Origin of the sequence: Devosia sp. LjRoot16 (genome assembly GCF_964252795.1) — a bacterium.
In the GTDB taxonomy this organism is placed as follows: domain Bacteria; phylum Pseudomonadota; class Alphaproteobacteria; order Rhizobiales; family Devosiaceae; genus Devosia_A.
The window spans coordinates 1,433,338-1,451,616 of the sequence record NZ_CAXUPH020000001.1; the positions used below are offsets into that span (position 1 = coordinate 1,433,338).

Genomic DNA, 18,279 nt, shown 5'->3' on the forward strand with positions numbered 1-18,279 from the left:
GGCTGGTTAGGCTTGTCCAATGTAAGCACTGAGGAGTGAAGCAATGATCCATGCCCGCGGACTGAAGCGCAGTTTCAAGACCAAGGAAGGTGTGGTGGAGGCGGTGCGCGGCCTCGACCTCGACGTGGCGGAAGGTGAGCTGGTGGCGTTCCTCGGCCCCAATGGCGCCGGCAAATCCACCAGCGTGCGCATGCTGACGACGCTGCTGCCGCCGACCGAGGGTGCGGCGAGCGTTGCCGGCCACGATGTGCTGCGCGATGCCAACGCGGTGCGCCGCCGCATCGGCTATGTCGGCCAGGGCGCCGGCGCCGGCGGCTACAACAAGCTGCGCGACGAGTTGCTGACGCAGGGCGCGGCGCAGCGGATGAGCAGGGCGGATTCAGCTCGGCGCGCCGACGAGCTGATCGGCATGCTGGAGCTCACCGGGCTCGAAAAGCGCACCGGCATGAGCCTCTCGGGCGGGCAGAAGCGGCGCGTCGATATCGCGCTCGGGCTGATGCACAGCCCGAAGGTGCTGTTCCTCGATGAGCCCTCGACCGGGCTCGACCCGCATAGCCGCGCCAACCTCTGGGAACACATCCTCAAACTGAGGAAGTCGACCGGCATGACGATCTTCCTCACCACCCACTATCTCGATGAGGCCGATCAGATGGCCGAGCGGGTGATGATCATGGACAATGGCCTGGTCATCGCCAACGACACGCCGGAGCGGCTGAAGGCCAACCTCGCCGGCGACCGCATCACCATCGACGCGGACAATGCCGTGCTTGCCGCCGAACTCGCCGCAAACCTGCCCGAGGCCCGGGAGATCAGCCGCGACGGCGCCCGGGTCCGGGTCACGGTGAAGGGCGGCGAGGCGGTGCTGCCGGACTTCATCCGGGCACTGGACCAGCGCGGCGCACGCGTGCTGGCGGCAAATGTGCGCCGACCGACGCTGGACGATGTGTTCCTCGGGCTCACCGGCCGCTCGCTGCGGGAGACGGCGGCATGAAAGGGCCATTTGCACCGATAAGAGGGCGAGGCTCAAGCAGCGTTGCCGCTCCTCGTTTCACTCGGATCGCGCAGCCACTGGCTGCGGACCCCTCATCCGGCGTTGCGCGCCACCTTCTCCCTCAAGGGGAGAAGGAAGAGTGGTGGGTACGGATCGCGCCATCGCCTCCCTCTCCCCTTGAGGGAGAGGGTGCCTCGCGTAGCGAGGCGGGTGAGGGGCAGTATCAAATGGAGATTCACCTATGACCTTCTTCCGTGACGTCGCCACCTCGTTTACCCGCGAGATGAAGCCCACCCTCGCCGATCCCTCGTGGATGGCGTTCGGGCTGGTGCAGCCCATCCTCTACCTGGCGTTCTTCGTGCCGCTGCTCAATGTCGGCGGCTCGACCGCCGAGGCGCTGCAATGGTTCGTGCCGGGGATGATCGTGATGCTGACGCTGTTCGGCACCGCGATGGTCGGCTGGAGCCTCACCGAGGAGCTGATGAGCGGGGTGCTGGAGCGCTTCCTCTCGACGCCGATGGGCCGGCCGGCGCTGATCTTCGGCCGCTCGCTCAAGGAGATGTTCCCCTTGGCGCTGCAGGCATTGGCGCTGATTCTCCTCGCCTGGCCGTTCGGGCTGGCGCTCCATCCGATCCAGATGCTGTTCGGGCTCACCCTGCTGGCCCTGTTCGGCGCCGGGGTGGCGGCGCTCTCCTATGCGCTGGCGATCGCGGCGCGGCACAACACGTCGCTGTTCTACATGGTGAGCCAGTCGGTGGCGCTGCCGCTGATGCTATTGGGCGGGGTGCTGCTGCCGATCGAGAACGGCCCGGGCTGGCTCTACATCGCCAGCCGTTTCAACCCGTTGACCTACCTGATCGAGGCGGAACGGGCGCTGTTCGCCGGCGAGCTGTTTACCAGCACCGTGCTCTGGGGCGTGCTGGTGGCGCTCGGCACCGCGGTGGTCGGGCTCAGCATCGGCGCGCGGGCGATCCGCAAGGCGAGCCTCTGACATCTCCGGGCGCCTGCGGGCGTCCGGTCCTCCTTTCCAGAACCGAGGCCATAGTGATGAACCAGGAAATCACCATTCCCGTCCTCACCGCTGCGATCCCCAGCGGCGACGACGCCCGCGCGCTCGCATCGCGGATCGAACTGGCAATCGCCATGGGTCAGCATCAGGTCGCGACGGACCTCTATCGCCGCTTCCAGGCGCTGCCGCTCTCCGACAGCGAGCGCCGCCGGGTGCATCAGGAGTTCGCGGTGCTCGACCGGCTGCCGTGAGGGGTTGCCAACGTTCGAAAGTCTATTTAACTAACTGGTAAAGTACGAAAGAGGGTTCGCATGTACGGTTCGATCAAGATCCGCGGGGCGCGGGAGAACAATCTCAAGAACGTGTCGCTCGATATCCCGAAGCGGAAGATCACGGTGTTCACCGGGGTGTCGGGCTCAGGCAAATCCTCGCTGGTGTTCGGCACCATCGCGGCGGAAAGCCAGCGGCTGATCAACGAAACCTACCCGGCGTTCGTCCAGCAGTTCATGCCGCATTACGGCCAGCCCGACGCCGACGAGCTCGAGAACATCTCGGCCGCCATCATCGTCGACCAGCAGCGGCTGGGGGGCAACTCGCGCTCCACCGTCGCCACCGTCACCGACGCGGCGCAGATGCTGCGGGTGATCTTTTCGCGCGCCGCCGAACCGAAACTCGGCGCGCCCGGGCTCTACTCCTACAATGACCCGCGCGGCATGTGCCCCGACTGCGAAGGCATCGGCCAGGTTGCGGCGATGGACATGAGCGCGGTGGTCGATGAGAGCAAATCGCTCAACCAGGGCGCCCTGTTGCCCAAGGATTTTGCCGTCGACAGCTGGTGGTGGGAGATCTTCAACAATTCCGGGCTGTTCGACATGGACAAGCCGATCAGCAAGTACAGCGCCGAGGAGCGGGAGAACCTGTTCAACCTCGACGATGGCCGCAAGATCAAGGTCGGCAAGATCGGACTCACCTACGAGGGCGTGGTCGCCAAGCTGAAGAAGGGGTTGGGGAGCAAGGACCCGGAGAACCTGCAGCCGCATGTTCGCGTCGAGTACGACAAGATCTTCACCCGCGCGACCTGCCCGGCCTGCGGCGGCGCCCGGCTCAATGCCGCGGCACTGGCGAGCAAGGTCAACGGCAAGTCGATCGCCGAGTGTTCGGCGATGCAGGTCTCAGACCTCGCGCCGTTCGTCCGCTCGATCGAGGCGCCCTCGATCAAGCCGATGATCGCGGCGCTGGCAGCGCGGCTCGAGAACCTCGTCACCATCGGACTTGGCTATCTGAGCCTCGACCGCGAGAGCTCGACGCTGTCGGGCGGCGAAAGCCAGCGGGTGAAGATGGTGCGCCATCTCGGTTCGTCGCTGACCGACATCACCTATGTGTTCGATGAGCCGAGCGTCGGGCTCCATCCGCACGATGTCGCGCCGCTGGCCGGGCTGATGCAGCAGCTCAGGGACAAGGGTAACACGGTGCTGATCGTCGAGCACAAGCCCGACATGATCGCCATTGCCGATCATGTGGTCGATATGGGCCCATTCGCCGGCTCAAAGGGTGGCGAGATCGTCTACGAGGGCGATTTCGAAGGGCTGCTCAAATCCGGCACGTTGACCGGCAACCACATGAAAAAGTACCAGGCGATCAAGGCCGATGGGCGCAAGGCCAAGGGTCAGCTGAAGATCGCCCACGCCAAGACCAACAACCTGCGCGACGTATCAGTGTCGATCCCCGAGGGCGTGCTCACGGTGGTCACCGGCGTCGCCGGCGCCGGCAAGAGTTCGCTGATCCAGGGTTCGCTGCCGGCCGCCTACCCCGACACGGTGATCATCGACCAGAACCTCAACCGCGGTTCGTCACGCTCCAACACCGCCACCTATACCGGCATTCTCGACACGGTCCGCAAGACCTTCGCCAAGGCCAACGGGGTCGACGCGGCTTTGTTCTCGGCCAACTCGAAGGGCGCCTGCCCTGACTGCAAGGGGCTGGGGGTCACCTATACCGACCTCGCGCACATGGACCCGGTGGCGAGCGTCTGCGAGACCTGCGAGGGCAAGCGCTTCACCGAGGAAGTGCTGCAGCACAAGCTGCGCGGCAAGGCGATCAGCGACGTCTACGAGATGAGCGTCGGCGAGGCGACCGAGTTCTTCACCGAACCTGCCATCGCCAAGATTTTGAGGGGTCTCGACGATGTCGGGCTCGGCTACCTCACCTTGGGACAGCCGCTCTCGACCCTCTCGGGCGGTGAACGCCAGCGCCTGAAGCTGGCGGCGGAACTCGGCAAATCCGGCAATATCTACGTGCTGGACGAACCCACCACCGGGCTCCACATGAACGACGTCGACACGCTGATCGGCCTGTTCGACCGGCTGGTCGATGCCGGCTCGACGGTGATCGTCATCGAGCACAATCTCGACGTGATCAGCCGGGCGGACTGGGTGATCGACCTCGGGCCGGGGGCCGGCAATGAGGGTGGCAGCGTGGTGTTCGAGGGCACACCGACGGGGCTCAAGGGGGCGAAGGGCAGCTTGACGGGAGCGGCGCTGGCGGCGCGGGGGTAGGCTCGAAGGCGCCGACTGAAGCAGACGGCCCCCTCCCATCCTCCCCCATGAAGGGGGAGGTGCTCCGCCGGTTGCTTGGCACGATCGAAGACAGAGCCACGACTCTTCACCTCCCCCTTCATGGGGGAGGCCGGGAGGGGGCCGTCTCTATCAGTCGGGGAGCTTTTCCAGTTGCACCACGTCCTGCAATTCCTTCGCCCGCGCCTGGAACGCCTTCGCATCCACCGGCCAGGTTTCGGGGTTGGACGGATCGAACGCCCGGCCCTTCCATTCCTGGTAGACCATGGCGATGCCGGTATCGGTTTTGCGGAACACCGCCACCATCACCTCGCCCAGCCCGCGCAGCTTGCCATTGTCCTTGTAGGCGCCGCAGGCCATGCCGAGGGCGGGAAAGAACGTGTCCGTCTCCTCGCCGAAATTGAAGAAGCCGAGCGCCTCGTCCTTACAGATCTGCGAGTAGCCATACATGGTGGCGCGCCGGTAGTCGTCGAGGCTTCGGCCGGGCTGCAGCGTCAGCCGCGCCGCGTAGGTGGTGGTCCAGTTGTCGACCGACTCGCCTTTCGGGAAGAACTCGACGAAAGCCTGCGTGGCATCGCCATAGGTGTTCGATTCGACCAGCCAATCCGGCGTCGGCAGCACGAAGCGATGGCCCAAAGCCTCGAAACTGAGGTTCACGCCAGCGCGGCCGAGCGTCGGCGCCTCCTCGGCCAGGGTGGGCGAGGCGGCCATGAGGGCCAGGATAAGCAACAGGCTGCGCATCGACATCCTCCCGACGAAGCGGGCGGAACCTATGCGCGCGCAGCGCGGGAGTCGAGCGGGCTTGCGCGACTCATAAGTATTGGCTTATGTGTTGTGCATGGAAGCAGATATCTTCAAGGCGCTGGCCGACCCGAATCGCCGCGCCATGCTGGAGCGGCTGGCCTCCGGCGAGCTGACCGGCTCGGCGCTGGGCGAGGGCTTTGCCATCTCGCAGCCGGCGATGTCGCAGCACATCGCGGTGCTGCGCGGCGCCGGGCTGATCCGCGAACGGCGCGAGGGACGCAGCGTCCACTACGCGGTGAACCCCGACGGCATGGCGCCGCTGCATGACTGGCTGAGCCGCTACCAGGCGTTCTGGCCCGAGCGGCTCGGCCGCCTCAAGGACTTCCTCAAGGAGATGGATCAATGAGCGAATCCGAAGCCGAGCGCGTAACGGTCGAATGCGGGCTCGACGCCGCGCCGGAGAAGGTGTGGCGGGCGCTGTCGATCCCGGCCTATCGCGATGCCTGGCTGCTGCCCGACGGTGACGGCGAGCGCTTCACCGCCGAGGTGGTGGAAGCGGTGCCGCCGCATCGGCTGCGGCTCAGCTGGCGTGAGGGCGATGCCGAGGGAGAACTGGTGACCTTCACGCTCGAGGCGACGCCCGAGGGCGGCACCTGGCTGCGGCTGGTGCACGACCGGGTGGCGACGCCACTGCGCGTGCCGATACCCGCCAATACCAACACCGCGATGCTGCGGGCCGCTTAAGCCCCAACTCATCACTCAAAGCCGTTCTGAAGGAGGTTGCCGATGCGCGACATGATGCAGCTCGTCCCTATGGTCATCGAACAGTCGAGCCGCGGGGAGCGTTCGTTCGATATCTTCTCGCGGCTGCTGCGCGAGCGGATCATTTTCGTCAATGGCGAGGTCGAGGATCAGATGGCAGCGCTGATCTGCGCCCAGCTGCTGTTCCTTGAATCCGAGAACCCGGGCAAGGAAATCTCGCTCTATATCAACTCGCCCGGCGGGGTGGTGACGGCGGGCCTCGCCATCTACGACACGATGCAGTTCATCAAATCGCCGGTGTCGACGCTCTGCATGGGCACCGCCTACTCGATGGGCTCGTTCCTCCTCGCCGGCGGCGCTCCGGGCCGCCGCATGGCGCTGCCCAATGCCTCGATCCTCGTGCATCAACCCTCGGGCGGTGCCCAGGGCAAGGTCACCGACGTCTTGATCCATGCCGAGGAGAGCCAGAAGGTGAAGGCGCGGATCAACCGCATCTATGCCAAACACTGCGGCCGCACCATCGAGGAAGTCGAACGCACCCTCGACCGCGACCGCTACATGTCGCCTGAGGAGGCGCGGGATTGGGGACTGATCGACGCGATCTTCACCGAGCGAGCGGAACTGGCGATGCCGATGCCGGAACTGCCGATGGGTCGGTAGAAATTGCGCCTGGCGGCGCCACACCGCCCCCTCGCCCCTCTGGGGAGAGGGCTGGGGTGAGGGGCGCCAAGCACGCTGACATCGAGCATTTGGCTTAGCAAGGCAGCAGAGGTCGGTGTGCTTGGCTGCCCCTCACCCTGACCCTCTCCCCAAAGGGGCGAGGGGACGAGAGACCACCGACGGTGCACTTCACCGATACCCCTGCGCCTGCAGCTCGAACAGTTCGGCATAGCGCCCACCATTCGCCATCAGTTCGGCGTGCGTCCCCTGCTCTTCCACCTTGCCGTCGGCGAGGACGACGATGCGGTCGGCCATGCGGACGGTGGAGAAGCGGTGCGAGATCAGCACCGCGGTGGTGCCTTCGGCGAGGTTCTTGAAGCGGGTGAACACTTCGGCCTCGGCGCGCGCATCGAGCGCCGCGGTCGGCTCATCGAGGATGATGATCTCGGCGTTGCGCATATAGGCGCGGGCGATGGCGATCTTCTGCCACTCGCCGCCCGACAGATCCTGCCCCTTCAGAAAGGTGCGGCCGAGCATCTGGTCGTAGCCCTCGGGGAGTTTTCGGATCACCGGGTCGGCAAGGCTCTGCTCGGCGGCGGAGACGATGCGCTCGCGGTCGGCGGCCACCTCGATGCGGCCCACACCGATATTGTCCGAAGCGGTAAAACTGTAGCGCAGGAAATCCTGAAAGATCACGCCGATATGGGTGCGGAGGTCCGCCGTGGCGAACTCCTTCAGATCAATGCCATCGAGGGTGATGCGGCCCTCGTCGGGGTCGTAGAGCCGGGTCATCAGCTTGACGATGGTGGTCTTACCGGCGCCGTTCTCGCCCACCAGCGCCAGCGTCTCGCCGGCCGGTACGGCAAAACTCAGGTTGCGCACCGCCCAGTTTTCCGAGCCCGGATAGCGGAAACCGACATTTTCGAACACCAGCCCCTGCTTGACCGGCAGCGGGAAGGGTTTTGGGTGTTTGGGGTCGAGGATGGTCGGCTTGATCTCGAAGAAGCTGAACAGGTCGTCGAGATAAAGCGACTGCCCGGCGATCTGGGTGAAGCCGATCAAAATCTGCTGCAGGTAGCCGTTGAGCTGCGAGAAACTGCCCGACAGGAACACCAGCGTGCCGATGGAGAACTCGCCGTGCAGGGTGCGCCAGACGATATAGGCGTAGGCGGCGTAGTAGGTGAGGGTCGAGATCGAGGCGAGCAGCCCGGTCTGCAGGGCGCGCTTGATCGAGAGGTTGCGGTTCTCGATCAGGATCTGGTCACTCAGCCCCTTGAAGCGGCCGGAAAGGAACTCGCCGAGCCCGAACAGCTTGATCTCCTTGGCGCTGTCGGCGCTGGCGCCGATCTGGCGCAGGTATTCGAGCTGCCGCCGTTCGGGCGAGCGGTTATGCGAGATCCAGTAGGCGAGGCGGTTGAAGCGGAACTCGCCCCACACCGCCGGGATCAGCGCCAGCGCCAGCAGCCCGATCAGCAGTGGGGCGTAGAGGAAGAGGCCGGCGGCCAGCGCCGCGGCAGTGATCATCGCCTGCGCCTGGCCGAACACCTGCGAGATGACGGTCGAGCGGCTCGAGGCCTGCCGGCGGGCTCGCTCCAGCCGATCCTGGTATTCCGACTGCTCGAAGTGCTTCAGATCGAGCTTGGCCGCATGCTCCATCAGCTCGAGGCTGACGGCGTTGGAGTGGCTTTCGCCGAGGATATTGTCGACCACGTTGATGGCGCGGTTGAAGGCGTCGCGGGCGAAGACCAGTACGAACTCGCCGGCCAGCAGCGCCATCAGGAAGCTGAGCCGGCCGCTCTGCAGCCAGTCGCTCAGTTCCGGGCCGGGCACGCCGAGGCTGGTTTGATGCACCACCTCGTCGATGATCAGCTTGGTCAGCAGCAGCACCAGCGGCGGCTGGATGGCGACGATCAGCCGGAGCACGATGCTGATGCCCATCAGCCAGGGGCTGGTGCGCCACATCTGGGCGAACAGCCGACCGAGATGGCGGAAGGTTTTGAGCCGCTCGCCCTTATCGAAGGGCAAGGCATCAGGGATGTCCGGGCCGTTCGCCCCACGTCCCCCGCCCCCGACTCTACCGCCAACGCCACGCATCGAAAATCATCCTGAAATCGAGAACAACTCTAGGGTGGAGCGCGTCGCGGCGAAACCAGCAATTCGGGCAGGTAGGCGAGCCGGTCAGGGGACGGCTTGATGCGACAGCCGGTCGATGTCCTCGCCGAACGCCGTCATCTCGTCCCGGTCGGCAAACGCCGTAAGCGGCACGATCAGCGCCTCGGGTGGCGCGGTGATGAAGACGTGGGATTTGCCGATGGCGACATCGGCGATGGTCTCGTAGGCGATGAACAGCTGCCGCTCGGCCGTTGTCACTGCGAGATGGTCACCCCATTGCTCGAGCGTTACGACCGTGGGCGCGGGAATGCGGCGACGGGCCCGACGATGCGTGGCCAGCGTCATCAGGGTGGTGGCCAGCGCATAGGCGATGCCGACCAGCACGAGCGCCGCCAGCCAGAAGCGCCAGCCCCATTCCGGCCCGACCCAGTCGGCCGGCAGGAACGCCACCAGCCCGCCCGCGGCCGCGAGCCAGACCAGCAACAGCCACTTGCGCCAACCGACCAGCTCGCGCGGCAGGGACTCGTAGGCCAGCGCGTCGGCGGCGGTCAGGGTGTAGGTGAGCATGAGGAGGGGTTCGGTCACTGGAGCGAGGTCCGGTCGGCGTGGCGATTGACCAGCCCAACAAAGGCCCACTGCTCTTCCGCATCAGCTCGGGCTTGCGACTGCATGCTGCGGAGCAGCCGCCTCTCACAAGCAGCTTGGAGTGCCGCTGAAAGACGTGGCCGCGTCGACGAGTTTGCCCTGCCCATCGAAGGTGACCCGGACGTAGTACGGTTGGGAGCAGGGAAACGGATCGAATGCGGTACCGGATGACGAATAGTACTCACTGTTGTTCTCCACCACCCACCTCTCGAAGCCCGCATCGCTGATGCGCTTCATCACCTCGTCGCGAGGTTCGCCCGTAACGAACACCTCCGGCATCAAGGTTTGCCATAGCTCTGCCTCTCCGGGGCAGCGGCCCCTGTCGCGGCAGTCGAGGAAACTCAGGTGAACTTGCCGGCCGACAGGATTGAAGAAATGATCGGGCCGATACCACCGCCACCCGAGCCAGCCAGCGATCGGCAACGTCACGATAACGGCGATGACGACCAATGCCTTCGCACCCGCCAAAAGAAAAGAGAGCGCCGGGCTTCCACCAGGCGCTCTCTTTGATTGCTTGTCGACCATCGCCTAGAGCGAACGGACCACGCTCTCGACGCGGAAGCATTCGATGACGTCGCCGGCGCGGATGTCTTCGTAGTTCTCGAAGGCCATGCCGCATTCCTGGCCGACCGGGACTTCCTTGACTTCATCCTTGAAGCGCTTGAGCGTCTTCAGCTTGCCTTCGTGGATCACCACGTTGTCGCGCAGCAGGCGCACGCCGGCGCCGCGTTCGACGATGCCCTCGGTGACCTGGCAGCCGGCGACCTTGCCGACCTTGGTGATCTGGAACACTTCCTTGATCGAAGCGTAGCCGATGAAGGTCTCGCGACGCTCCGGCTTGAGCAGACCCGACATCGCTGCCTTCACGTCATCCACGAGGTCGTAGATGATGTTGTAGTAGCGGATTTCGATGCCCTCGCGGGTGGCGAGATCGCTGGCCTGCTTGTTGGCGCGGACGTTGAAGCCGATGATGATGGCGTTCGAAGCCGAGGCCAGCGTCACGTCGGATTCGGTGATGGCGCCGACGCCACTCATCAGGATCTGCGCCGACACTTCATCGGTCGAGAGCTTGTTGAGCGAGGCGTTGATCGCTTCGACCGAGCCCTGCACGTCACCCTTGATGATCAGCGGGAACTTGGCGATGCCCGAGGCCTTGAGCTGATTCATCATCTGCTCGAGGCTGGTGGCGCCGCCGCCTGCGGTCTTCTCACGGATCAGGCGCTGACGATACTCGGTGACTTCACGAGCCCGTGCTTCGGTCTCGACCACCGAGAAGCGGTCGCCGGCCGACGGCACGCCGGTAAAGCCCAGCACTTCCACCGGAATGGACGGGCCGGCTTCCTTCACCTGCTCGCCCTTGTCGTTGATCAGCGCGCGAACGCGGGCAAACTCGGTGCCGGCGACGACGATGTCGCCGATCGACAGCGTGCCGCGCTGCACGAGGACCGTCGCCACCGCACCGCGGCCGCGATCGAGCTTGGCTTCGATAACGAGGCCCTCGGCGCGCCCATCGCGGGCCACCTTGAGCTCCAGCACTTCGGCCTGCAGCAGGATGGTTTCGAGCAGTTTGTCGAGGCCGGCCTTGGTGACCGCCGAGACTTCCACGTCGAGCACATCGCCGCCCATCGATTCGACGAACACTTCGTGTTGCAGCAGTTCGGTGCGAACGCGCTGCGGATTGGCACTCGGCTTGTCCATCTTGTTGATGGCGACAATGATCGGAACCCCGGCCGCCTTGGCGTGCTTGATGGATTCGATGGTCTGCGGCATGACGCCGTCATCGGCCGCCACCACCAGCACCGCGATATCGGTGGCCTGGGCGCCGCGGGCGCGCATGGCGGTGAACGCCTCGTGGCCCGGGGTGTCGAGGAAGGTGATCTTCTGGCCGTTCTTTTCGACCTGATAGGCACCGATGTGCTGGGTGATGCCGCCGGCTTCACCGGAAACCACGTTGGTCTCGCGGATGGCGTCGAGCAGCGAGGTCTTGCCGTGGTCGACGTGACCCATGATGGTCACCACCGGCGCGCGGTTGGTCAGGTCCTCGGCCTTGTCGTCGGCCGGGATGTCATAGAGACCCTCTTCCACGTCGGCGTCGGAGACGCGCTTGACGGTATGGCCGAGTTCGGTGGCGATCAGTTCGGCGGTATCGCTGTCGATGACGTCGGTGATCTTCACCATCTGGCCCTGGGCCATCAGGATCTTGATAATATCGACGGCACGTTCGGCCATGCGGTTGGCCAGTTCCTGGACGGTGATCGCCTCAGGAATGGTCACTTCACGGCTGAGCTTAGGCGCCTGCTGCTGGTTGCGGCCCATCTTCTTGTCGCGACGGCGACGCATGGCGGCCAGCGACGGTCCCTTGTCGCGATCGGATTCCGAGCCGGCATTGGTGACGGTCAGGCGGGCCCGGGCGAAAGCTTCCTCGCCGGCACGCCGGGTCGGACGCTCGGGCGTTGCTGCAACGCGGGCAGCGCCGCCACGACGGGCGTTCTCGAGTTCGGCGGCATTGACCAGCGGGCGCGCCGCGGGAGCCGTACGAGTCTTGCGGCCATCGGCTTCGGAGGGCGGCGTCGGCGGCAGGTCAGCTGCGGGAGCCGTCGGACGGGCGCCCGGCGTTGCTGCGGCGCGACGCGCCGGCGACACGCGCGGTTCGCGCGACACGGTCGAGATTTCCGACACGGCCTCGAGAGCACGCTCGCCTTCGGCGGCCAGCTGCTTTGCCTCTTCGGCCTTCTGCGCTTCCTCGCGGAGGGCGCGGCGACGCGCATCTTCCTCGATGCGGCGAGCCTCTTCGGCGCGGGCGCGGGCCTCGTCCTCGGCCTGGCGGCCGGCGGCTTCACGCAGGGCGCGGGCCCGGGCATCGGCCTCGGTGGCGCTCAGCCCACCACCCGGACGCGGTGCGGCGCCCGAACGGAGCGGCGGCCGGCCCTGGTTGGACTGGTACGGGCGATTGCCCGACGGCGCACCCGACGAAGCGGGGCGACCCGAACCCTGGGACGGGGCACCGCCACCACCACCCTGCGGCGGGCGCGGCGTGTGTGGGGTGTGCGGCGTGTGCACCGGCGCGCCGGGCGGCACGAAACGGGTGCGCTTCTCGACGACCACAGTGTTCCGCGACGAACGTGCCACATTGGGGCGCGCCCCCATCGAGGGGCCTCCCTTCAATGACAGCGTCTTCTTGCCGCCGGCACCAGAATCTTCGCGCTTGTCGTCGTTATCAGCCATGTAACTCGCGTCTTCCTTCACGAAACCTGTCCACGAAAGCGCGGCTTCGCGCTCTCTGACCAAGTCCGATTGTAGGGCTCAGGGGGCGGCATAGCGCTGCTGCGCCGCTCAAACAACCCGTCTAGTTGGCGATGTAACGAGCCAGCCTTTCAGCTCGTTGCACCGCCGCCTGGGCCGCGCCCCCCTTGATGAGCGCAGCATGTATCACATTTTCGATCCCGAGTGCCAAACCCATTTGACCCGAATCGAGCAATTCGAAATGCGGAGTTAAGACGGGCTCAAAACCCGCCTCTTCCGCCGCCATCGTGTAGCCCTTGAGCGAACCCAGGAGCTTGTTCCTGCCGTCCTCGGCCGCGTCGGTCGCGGTGAGGAGAGCCTGCACTTCACCCGCCTCGATCGCCGCCTTGACCTTGGTCGAGCCGGTCACCAGCTGCCCCGCCTTGCGCGCCAGGGAGAGCGAACTGAGCAGTCGCTCCTCCAGCCGGCGCCGGGTCAGACCGGCGAGATCGTCGGGCACCTTCACCTCGGCCTTGAGGCTTTTGGCGAAGGCCTTCTTCTTTTGCGCCTCGGCCACAGTCTTCAGGCCAAGGGTAATCCAGACGCCGCGCCCTTCGGCCTTGCCGTCGGTATCGGGCACCACCTCGCCGTCGGGTGAGACGGCGAAGCGGATCAGTTCGGCAATCGGCTTCACCTCACGGGTGAGGGCGCATTGCCTTTCGGTTTCTTCGCGACGCGGCACCGGGTTCGAGACCTCCCGATTACGCGGGCGCCCCTTCTTCCAGCTCGGTGGCCTCGTCGGCCACCGCGAGATCGGCTTCAGTGATCCAGCCGGCCTTGAGACGGGCCTGCAGGATCATTTCCTCGGCTTCCTCACGGCTCACCGGGAAATCCTTGAAGGTGCCCTCGAACCGCTTGGTCTCGCCGTCCTTGCGTTCGGTCCAGCCCACCAGGTCGTCGGCGGCGCAACCGGCAAAGTCCTCGACGTTCTTGATCTCTTCCTTGCCCAGCGCGACGAGCATCGCCGCATTCAGGCCCGGGATCTCATAGAGCTCGTCCTCGACGCCGAGCTTGATGCGCTCGTCGTCATTGGCCTTCTCGATCGCCGCCAGGTAGTCGGAAGCGCGCTGCTGGATTTCCGCCGCGGTCTCTTCGTCAAAACCCTGGATCGAGGCGATTTCCGAAGCGTCGATATAGGCGAGCTCCTCGACCGAGGAGAAGCCTTCGGAAGCCAGTAGTTGGGCAACCATCTCGTCAACATCAAGGGCCTGCATGAACAAAGCAGAGCGCTCGGTGAATTCCTTCTGGCGGCGCTCGGACTCTTCGGCCTCGGTGAGGATGTCGATATCCCAGCCGATCAGCTGCGAGGCGAGGCGCACGTTCTGGCCACGGCGGCCGATGGCGAGGCTGAGCTGCTCGTCAGGCACCACGACTTCGATGCGCTCGGCCTGCTCGTCGAGCACGACCTTCGCCACATCAGCCGGCTGCAGCGCCGACACGACGAGGTCGGCGATCGATTCGGTCCACGGGATAATGTCGATCTTTTCGCCCTGCAGTTCGGCGACCACCGCCTGGACGCGCGAGCCGCGCATACCGACGCAGGCGCCGACCGGGTCGATCGAGGAATCCGACGAAGTCACGGCGATCTTGGCACGGCTGCCCGGATCGCGGGCGATCGAGCGGATGGCGATGATGCCATCGTAGATCTCCGGCACTTCCTGCATGAACAGCTTCGCCATGAACTGCGGATGGGTGCGGGACAGGAAAATCTGCGGGCCACGCTGCTCGCGGCGCACGTCATAGATATAGGCGCGGACGCGGTCGCCGTAGCGATAGAGCTCGCGCGGGATCAGTTCGTCGCGGCGGATAATGGCTTCGCCACGGCCCAGATCGACGATGACATTGCCGTACTCGACGCGCTTGACCGTACCGTTGACGATCTCGCCGACGCGGTTGATGTACTCTTCGTACATGCGGTCACGCTCGGCATCGCGCACCTTCTGCACGATCACTTGCTTGGCCGACTGGGCGGCGATGCGGCCGAACTCGATCGGCGGCAGCGGCTCGGTGAGGAAGTCGCCGAGCTTGGCGGCATCGTTCTTGGTCTTGGCGTATTTGAGCTCGACCTGACGCCCGGGCTCTTCCACCGCCTCGACCACTTCGAGCAGCCGCCACAGGCGCAGCTCGCCGGTCTTGGGGTTGATCTCGGCGCGGACATTGGTCTCGGCGCCGTAGCGGGTCTTGGCCGCCTTTTCGATCGCGTCCTGCATCGACTCGATGACGATCATGCGATCGATCGACTTCTCGCGGGCGACGGCATCAGCGATCTGGAGCAGCTCCAGGCGGTTCGCGCTAACGGCCATTTAGTTTGTCTCCTCAGTGGAAGCGTCTTTTTCAGATACAGATTTTGACTGGTCGGCGTCCTCGGCCGTATCGGCCTCCGGATCGTCCGAGAGTTCGACGGTCTCGATGTCTTCATCGTCGTCGATGGGGAATTCTGCCTGGTCGACCTGCGCCATGTTCATCAGCTTGTCGGTCATCACCAGCTTGGCTTCAGCCAGCATGGTCAGCGGCAGGCGAAAATCCGGATCGGTGCCCTTGGGGACGTCCGGCAGGGTGATGACGACATGGTCGCCATCGACCGCCTTGATCAGCCCGCGGAAGCGGCGGCGGCCATCGAGCAGGTCGGATAGTTCGACCTTGGCCTCGTGGCCGATATAGGCGGCAAAATCGCGGGCGCGAACCAGCGGCCGGTCGATGCCGGGCGACGACACTTCGAGGTGATACTCGCGGTCGATCGGATCCTCGACGTCGAGCACCGGCGAGACGTCTTTGCTCAGCCGCTCGCAGTCGGTGATGGCAAAGCGGCCATTACCGTCTTCGGCCATGATCTGCAGCGTCAGGCCGTTCTCCTGCGTCATCTTCACACGCACGAGGCTGTAGCCGAGATCATTGGCGACCGGCTCGACGATGCGGGCGATCCGCTGCTCGAGGCCGGTCTCCTTGATGTAGCGCTTTTCGGTGAGATCGAAGGTCATGCTGTTGCGATGGGTCTCAAGAAAACAAAAAGAGCGGGGGCCCGGTCGGCACCCCACTCTCGCTTAGAGCCAGAGATGTTGTTGGCGCTCATATAGCGCCGATGGCCCTTCGACGCAAGGTGATGCGTCCGGACTGTGCTTCACGGCTCCAGCGTCTATGGTGCGAGCCAAGATTCGAACTCGGAGCAGCACTAATGAAGACACGCGCGGCAGTGGCATTCGCGGCGAAGAAACCACTCGAAATCGTCGAGCTCGATCTCGAGGGGCCCAAGGCCGGCGAAGTGCTGGTCGAGATCAGGGCCACCGGGATCTGCCACACCGACGCGTTCACACTGTCGGGCGCCGATCCCGAGGGGTTGTTCCCCTCGATCCTCGGCCACGAGGGGGCCGGCGTGGTGCTGGAGGTCGGCGCCGGGGTCACCAGCCTCAAGCCGGGCGACCACGTGATCCCGCTCTATACGCCCGAATGCCGGGAGTGCCCGAGCTGTCTGAGCCGCAAGACCAACCTCTGCACGGCGATCCGCGCCACCCAGGGCAAGGGCCTGATGCCGGACGGCACCTCGCGCTTCTCCTACAAGGGCCAGACCATCTACCACTATATGGGCTGCTCGACTTTTTCGAACCACACGGTGCTGCCCGAGATCGCGCTGGCGAAGATCGATCCCAGGGCACCGTTCGACAAGGTGTTCTATATCGGCTGCGGCGTCACCACCGGGGTCGGCGCGGTGCTCAATACCGCCAAGGTCGAGGCCGGCGCCACCGCCGTGGTGTTCGGGCTGGGCGGTATCGGGCTCAACGTGGTGCAGGGGCTGAAGCTTGCCGGCGCCGACATGATCATCGGCGTCGACCTCAATAACGACAAGCGCGCCTGGGGCGAGCGCTTCGGCATGACGCACTTCGTCAACCCCAAGGAAATCGAGGGCGACATCGTCCCGCACCTGGTCAACCTCACCAAGCGCGGAGCCGATCAGATCGGCGGCGCCGACTACACCTTCGATTGCACCGGCAACACCACGGTGATGCGGCAGGCGCTGGAAGCGAGCCACCGCGGCTGGGGCAAATCGGTGGTGATCGGGGTGGCCGGCGCCGGGCAGGAAATCTCCACCCGCCCGTTCCAGCTGGTCACCGGCCGCACCTGGATGGGCACCGCCTTCGGCGGCGCCCGCGGCCGTACCGATGTGCCGAAAATCGTCGACTGGTACATGAGCGGCAAGCTCGAGATCGACCCGATGATCACCCACACGCTCAGGCTCGAGGACATCAACCAGGGGTTCGAGCTGATGCACCACGGTGAGAGCATCCGCAGCGTGGTGCTGTTCTAGGGGGGACTCGACCACCGGCCGCGCCCTCCCCCTTGAGGCATGGCTATCGCATATGGAAAGCCACCGGCCGTTGTGTGAGTGCCTTCTCCCCTTGTGGGAGAAGGCCACCCAGCTACTGTCAGTGCCCCATATGCGATAGCCCTGCCCCTTGAGGGGAGGGAAGCGATAGATCGAGTTTGAGGCGCCCAAAGCTCCAAGCGAAGCTAAAGCCCCAACCGCGCCCGCAGCTCCGCCTCGCTCATGCTGCCCGGCTTGGCCCCCTTCGCCACCAGCTCGTGGCCGATCGTGACCAGCCCGGCGTTGAGCGGGGTCGGCACCCCGTACAACCGGCCGAGCAACACGATCTCGCCGTTGAGGTAGTCGGTCTCGATGGTGCCGGCGCCGCGTTTGAGGCTCTGGATCGAGGAGCCGCCAGTGCGGGTGACGCCGGCGACGGCGCCCATTTCCATCAGGCCCTTGCGGCGCGGATCGGCATTGCCGACCGCCACCCAGTCGATGCCGGCGGCGGCATAGACCGCTTCGGCCTCGGCCTGGATCGCATCCAGCAGCGGGCCGGAGCGGCTCCCATGGCCGAGCGCCGCCTCGACCACATTGCCGAGATTGTCGCGCAGCTTGCCGTATTTGGAGCGCATCACCTGCTCGAGCGGAAAGGCAGCAAAGCCGGCGCTGTCGAAGGCAGTGGCGATCGCCGCGACGTTATCGTCGAGCCCATGCGGATAGCGGCCGAGGTCAATGAGCCCACGCTTGGGCGTGCCGTAGCAGATCACTTCGCCCGGCGTCACGTAATCGGCTGGCAGCATCACCGTCATGGCGTAGACGTTAGGGAACAGCCGCAGCGCCAGCCGCTCGTTGTTGACGCCGTTCTGGGCGCAGACCACCGCCTGGGTCGTGACGCCGGCGGCCCGCAACTCGTCAAGCGCCGGAGCCGTATGCTGACCCTTCATGGTGAGGAAGATGACGTCGTCGGGCCGGAACTCGAGCTCATCAGGCGCGCCGACCACCGGGAAGTTCACCAGTTGCGCAGCCGTGGTGGTGCGGAACATCAGCCCGCCATTGTTCCGGATTGCCGCCAGCATATCGCCGCGGGCGATGCCGACCACATCGTGGCCGGCGCTGGCGAGGGACGCTGCGAAGGTGCCGCCGATGGCGCCGACGCCGTAGATGATGAACCGCATGCTGAACTCCTTTGGCCCAGCTTGGC

General features: G+C 65.3%; 17 protein-coding genes. 8 read left to right on the forward strand and 9 right to left on the reverse strand.

The genetic code is table 11. The features are described 5' to 3' along the window. Positions 1 to 43: 43 nt before the first annotated feature. The 4 genes from ACSQ23_RS06645 (at position 44) to ACSQ23_RS06660 (ending at position 4,555) form a co-directional block, all read left to right on the forward strand. Complete coding sequence (locus tag ACSQ23_RS06645) at positions 44 to 991, forward strand: ATP-binding cassette domain-containing protein (RefSeq protein WP_436090123.1); 948 nt, start codon at positions 44 to 46, stop codon at positions 989 to 991. A gap of 241 nt (positions 992 to 1,232) precedes the next feature. Next, positions 1,233 to 1,982, forward strand: coding sequence for an ABC transporter permease (locus tag ACSQ23_RS06650; RefSeq protein ID WP_436090124.1), 750 nt, complete (start codon positions 1,233 to 1,235; stop codon positions 1,980 to 1,982). A 56-nt stretch (positions 1,983 to 2,038) separates the two neighbouring features. Further along, positions 2,039 to 2,251 carry a hypothetical protein gene (locus ACSQ23_RS06655; RefSeq protein ID WP_436090125.1) on the forward strand — a complete coding sequence of 71 codons (213 nt, stop codon included), beginning with the start codon at positions 2,039 to 2,041 and terminating at the stop codon, positions 2,249 to 2,251. 60 nt (positions 2,252 to 2,311) lie between these two features. Then, positions 2,312 to 4,555 carry an ATP-binding cassette domain-containing protein gene (locus ACSQ23_RS06660; RefSeq protein ID WP_436090126.1) on the forward strand — a complete coding sequence of 748 codons (2,244 nt, stop codon included), beginning with the start codon at positions 2,312 to 2,314 and terminating at the stop codon, positions 4,553 to 4,555. A gap of 150 nt (positions 4,556 to 4,705) precedes the next feature. Here ACSQ23_RS06660 and ACSQ23_RS06665 read toward each other — a convergent pair whose 3' ends face one another. Then, the gene (locus ACSQ23_RS06665) at positions 4,706 to 5,314 is read right to left on the reverse strand and encodes a hypothetical protein (protein WP_436090127.1); all 609 of its coding nucleotides are present in this window, start codon (positions 5,312 to 5,314) and stop codon (positions 4,706 to 4,708) included. A 97-nt stretch (positions 5,315 to 5,411) separates the two neighbouring features. Here ACSQ23_RS06665 and ACSQ23_RS06670 point away from each other — a divergent pair, with 97 nt between their 5' ends. From ACSQ23_RS06670 to ACSQ23_RS06680, 3 genes are read left to right on the forward strand one after another with little or no spacing between them, the layout of a single operon-like run. Continuing rightward, the gene (locus tag ACSQ23_RS06670; RefSeq protein WP_055874328.1) at positions 5,412 to 5,723 is read left to right on the forward strand and encodes an ArsR/SmtB family transcription factor; all 312 of its coding nucleotides are present in this window, start codon (positions 5,412 to 5,414) and stop codon (positions 5,721 to 5,723) included. Next, positions 5,720 to 6,061 (forward strand): SRPBCC family protein, encoded by a 342-nt coding sequence (locus tag ACSQ23_RS06675; RefSeq protein ID WP_436090128.1) that lies wholly within the window; start codon positions 5,720 to 5,722, stop codon positions 6,059 to 6,061. The genes ACSQ23_RS06670 and ACSQ23_RS06675 overlap by 4 nt, the downstream gene beginning before the upstream one ends. A 42-nt stretch (positions 6,062 to 6,103) precedes the next feature. Beyond that, entirely contained in the window at positions 6,104 to 6,739 is a 636-nt protein-coding gene (locus tag ACSQ23_RS06680) for an ATP-dependent Clp protease proteolytic subunit (protein ID WP_436090129.1), read from the forward strand. 189 nt (positions 6,740 to 6,928) lie between these two features. On the opposite strand, the gene ACSQ23_RS06685 is transcribed toward ACSQ23_RS06680, so the two are convergent. The 7 genes from ACSQ23_RS06685 to rimP all read right to left on the reverse strand — a co-directional run bounded on the left by ACSQ23_RS06685 (position 6,929) and on the right by rimP (position 15,756). Next, positions 6,929 to 8,764, reverse strand: a complete 1,836-nt coding sequence (locus tag ACSQ23_RS06685) for an ABC transporter ATP-binding protein (RefSeq protein ID WP_436090130.1) — start codon at positions 8,762 to 8,764, stop codon at positions 6,929 to 6,931. A 153-nt stretch (positions 8,765 to 8,917) separates the two neighbouring features. Beyond that, on the reverse strand, positions 8,918 to 9,436 hold the full coding sequence (locus ACSQ23_RS06690; protein WP_156384472.1) for a hypothetical protein: 519 nt from the start codon (positions 9,434 to 9,436) through the stop codon (positions 8,918 to 8,920). A gap of 105 nt (positions 9,437 to 9,541) precedes the next feature. Next, positions 9,542 to 10,021 carry a hypothetical protein gene (locus tag ACSQ23_RS06695; RefSeq protein WP_055994261.1) on the reverse strand — a complete coding sequence of 160 codons (480 nt, stop codon included), beginning with the start codon at positions 10,019 to 10,021 and terminating at the stop codon, positions 9,542 to 9,544. A gap of 3 nt (positions 10,022 to 10,024) precedes the next feature. Next, complete coding sequence (gene infB, locus ACSQ23_RS06700; protein WP_436090131.1) at positions 10,025 to 12,721, reverse strand: translation initiation factor IF-2; 2,697 nt, start codon at positions 12,719 to 12,721, stop codon at positions 10,025 to 10,027. 121 nt (positions 12,722 to 12,842) lie between these two features. Then, positions 12,843 to 13,460 (reverse strand): RNA-binding protein, encoded by a 618-nt coding sequence (locus ACSQ23_RS06705; RefSeq protein WP_055874346.1) that lies wholly within the window; start codon positions 13,458 to 13,460, stop codon positions 12,843 to 12,845. 19 nt (positions 13,461 to 13,479) lie between these two features. Beyond that, entirely contained in the window at positions 13,480 to 15,081 is a 1,602-nt protein-coding gene (nusA, locus tag ACSQ23_RS06710) for a transcription termination factor NusA (protein WP_055874349.1), read from the reverse strand. Then, positions 15,082 to 15,756, reverse strand: a complete 675-nt coding sequence (gene rimP / locus ACSQ23_RS06715) for a ribosome maturation factor RimP (protein WP_055874352.1) — start codon at positions 15,754 to 15,756, stop codon at positions 15,082 to 15,084. A gap of 194 nt (positions 15,757 to 15,950) precedes the next feature. Here rimP and ACSQ23_RS06720 point away from each other — a divergent pair, with 194 nt between their 5' ends. Then, entirely contained in the window at positions 15,951 to 17,078 is a 1,128-nt protein-coding gene (locus ACSQ23_RS06720) for an S-(hydroxymethyl)glutathione dehydrogenase/class III alcohol dehydrogenase (protein ID WP_436090132.1), read from the forward strand. A 203-nt stretch (positions 17,079 to 17,281) separates the two neighbouring features. On the opposite strand, the gene ACSQ23_RS06725 is transcribed toward ACSQ23_RS06720, so the two are convergent. Beyond that, positions 17,282 to 18,253, reverse strand: coding sequence for a ketopantoate reductase family protein (locus tag ACSQ23_RS06725; protein ID WP_436090133.1), 972 nt, complete (start codon positions 18,251 to 18,253; stop codon positions 17,282 to 17,284). Positions 18,254 to 18,279: the final 26 nt, after the last annotated feature.

Excerpts from the sequence above, each read along its gene's own strand:
- ACSQ23_RS06645 (WP_436090123.1), top strand. The coding sequence starts at position 44 with ATGATCCATGCCCGCGGACTGAAGCGCAGTTTCAAGACCAAGGAAGGT.
- ACSQ23_RS06650 (WP_436090124.1), top strand. The coding sequence starts at position 1,233 with ATGACCTTCTTCCGTGACGTCGCCACCTCGTTTACCCGCGAGATGAAG.
- ACSQ23_RS06655 (WP_436090125.1), top strand. The coding sequence starts at position 2,039 with ATGAACCAGGAAATCACCATTCCCGTCCTCACCGCTGCGATCCCCAGC.
- ACSQ23_RS06660 (WP_436090126.1), top strand. The coding sequence starts at position 2,312 with ATGTACGGTTCGATCAAGATCCGCGGGGCGCGGGAGAACAATCTCAAG.
- ACSQ23_RS06665 (WP_436090127.1), bottom strand. The coding sequence starts at position 5,314 with ATGCGCAGCCTGTTGCTTATCCTGGCCCTCATGGCCGCCTCGCCCACC.
- ACSQ23_RS06670 (WP_055874328.1), top strand. The coding sequence starts at position 5,412 with ATGGAAGCAGATATCTTCAAGGCGCTGGCCGACCCGAATCGCCGCGCC.
- ACSQ23_RS06675 (WP_436090128.1), top strand. The coding sequence starts at position 5,720 with ATGAGCGAATCCGAAGCCGAGCGCGTAACGGTCGAATGCGGGCTCGAC.
- ACSQ23_RS06680 (WP_436090129.1), top strand. The coding sequence starts at position 6,104 with ATGCGCGACATGATGCAGCTCGTCCCTATGGTCATCGAACAGTCGAGC.
- ACSQ23_RS06695 (WP_055994261.1), bottom strand. The coding sequence starts at position 10,021 with ATGGTCGACAAGCAATCAAAGAGAGCGCCTGGTGGAAGCCCGGCGCTC.
- infB (WP_436090131.1), bottom strand. The coding sequence starts at position 12,721 with ATGGCTGATAACGACGACAAGCGCGAAGATTCTGGTGCCGGCGGCAAG.
- nusA (WP_055874349.1), bottom strand. The coding sequence starts at position 15,081 with ATGGCCGTTAGCGCGAACCGCCTGGAGCTGCTCCAGATCGCTGATGCC.
- rimP (WP_055874352.1), bottom strand. The coding sequence starts at position 15,756 with ATGACCTTCGATCTCACCGAAAAGCGCTACATCAAGGAGACCGGCCTC.
- ACSQ23_RS06720 (WP_436090132.1), top strand. The coding sequence starts at position 15,951 with ATGAAGACACGCGCGGCAGTGGCATTCGCGGCGAAGAAACCACTCGAA.
- ACSQ23_RS06725 (WP_436090133.1), bottom strand. The coding sequence starts at position 18,253 with ATGCGGTTCATCATCTACGGCGTCGGCGCCATCGGCGGCACCTTCGCA.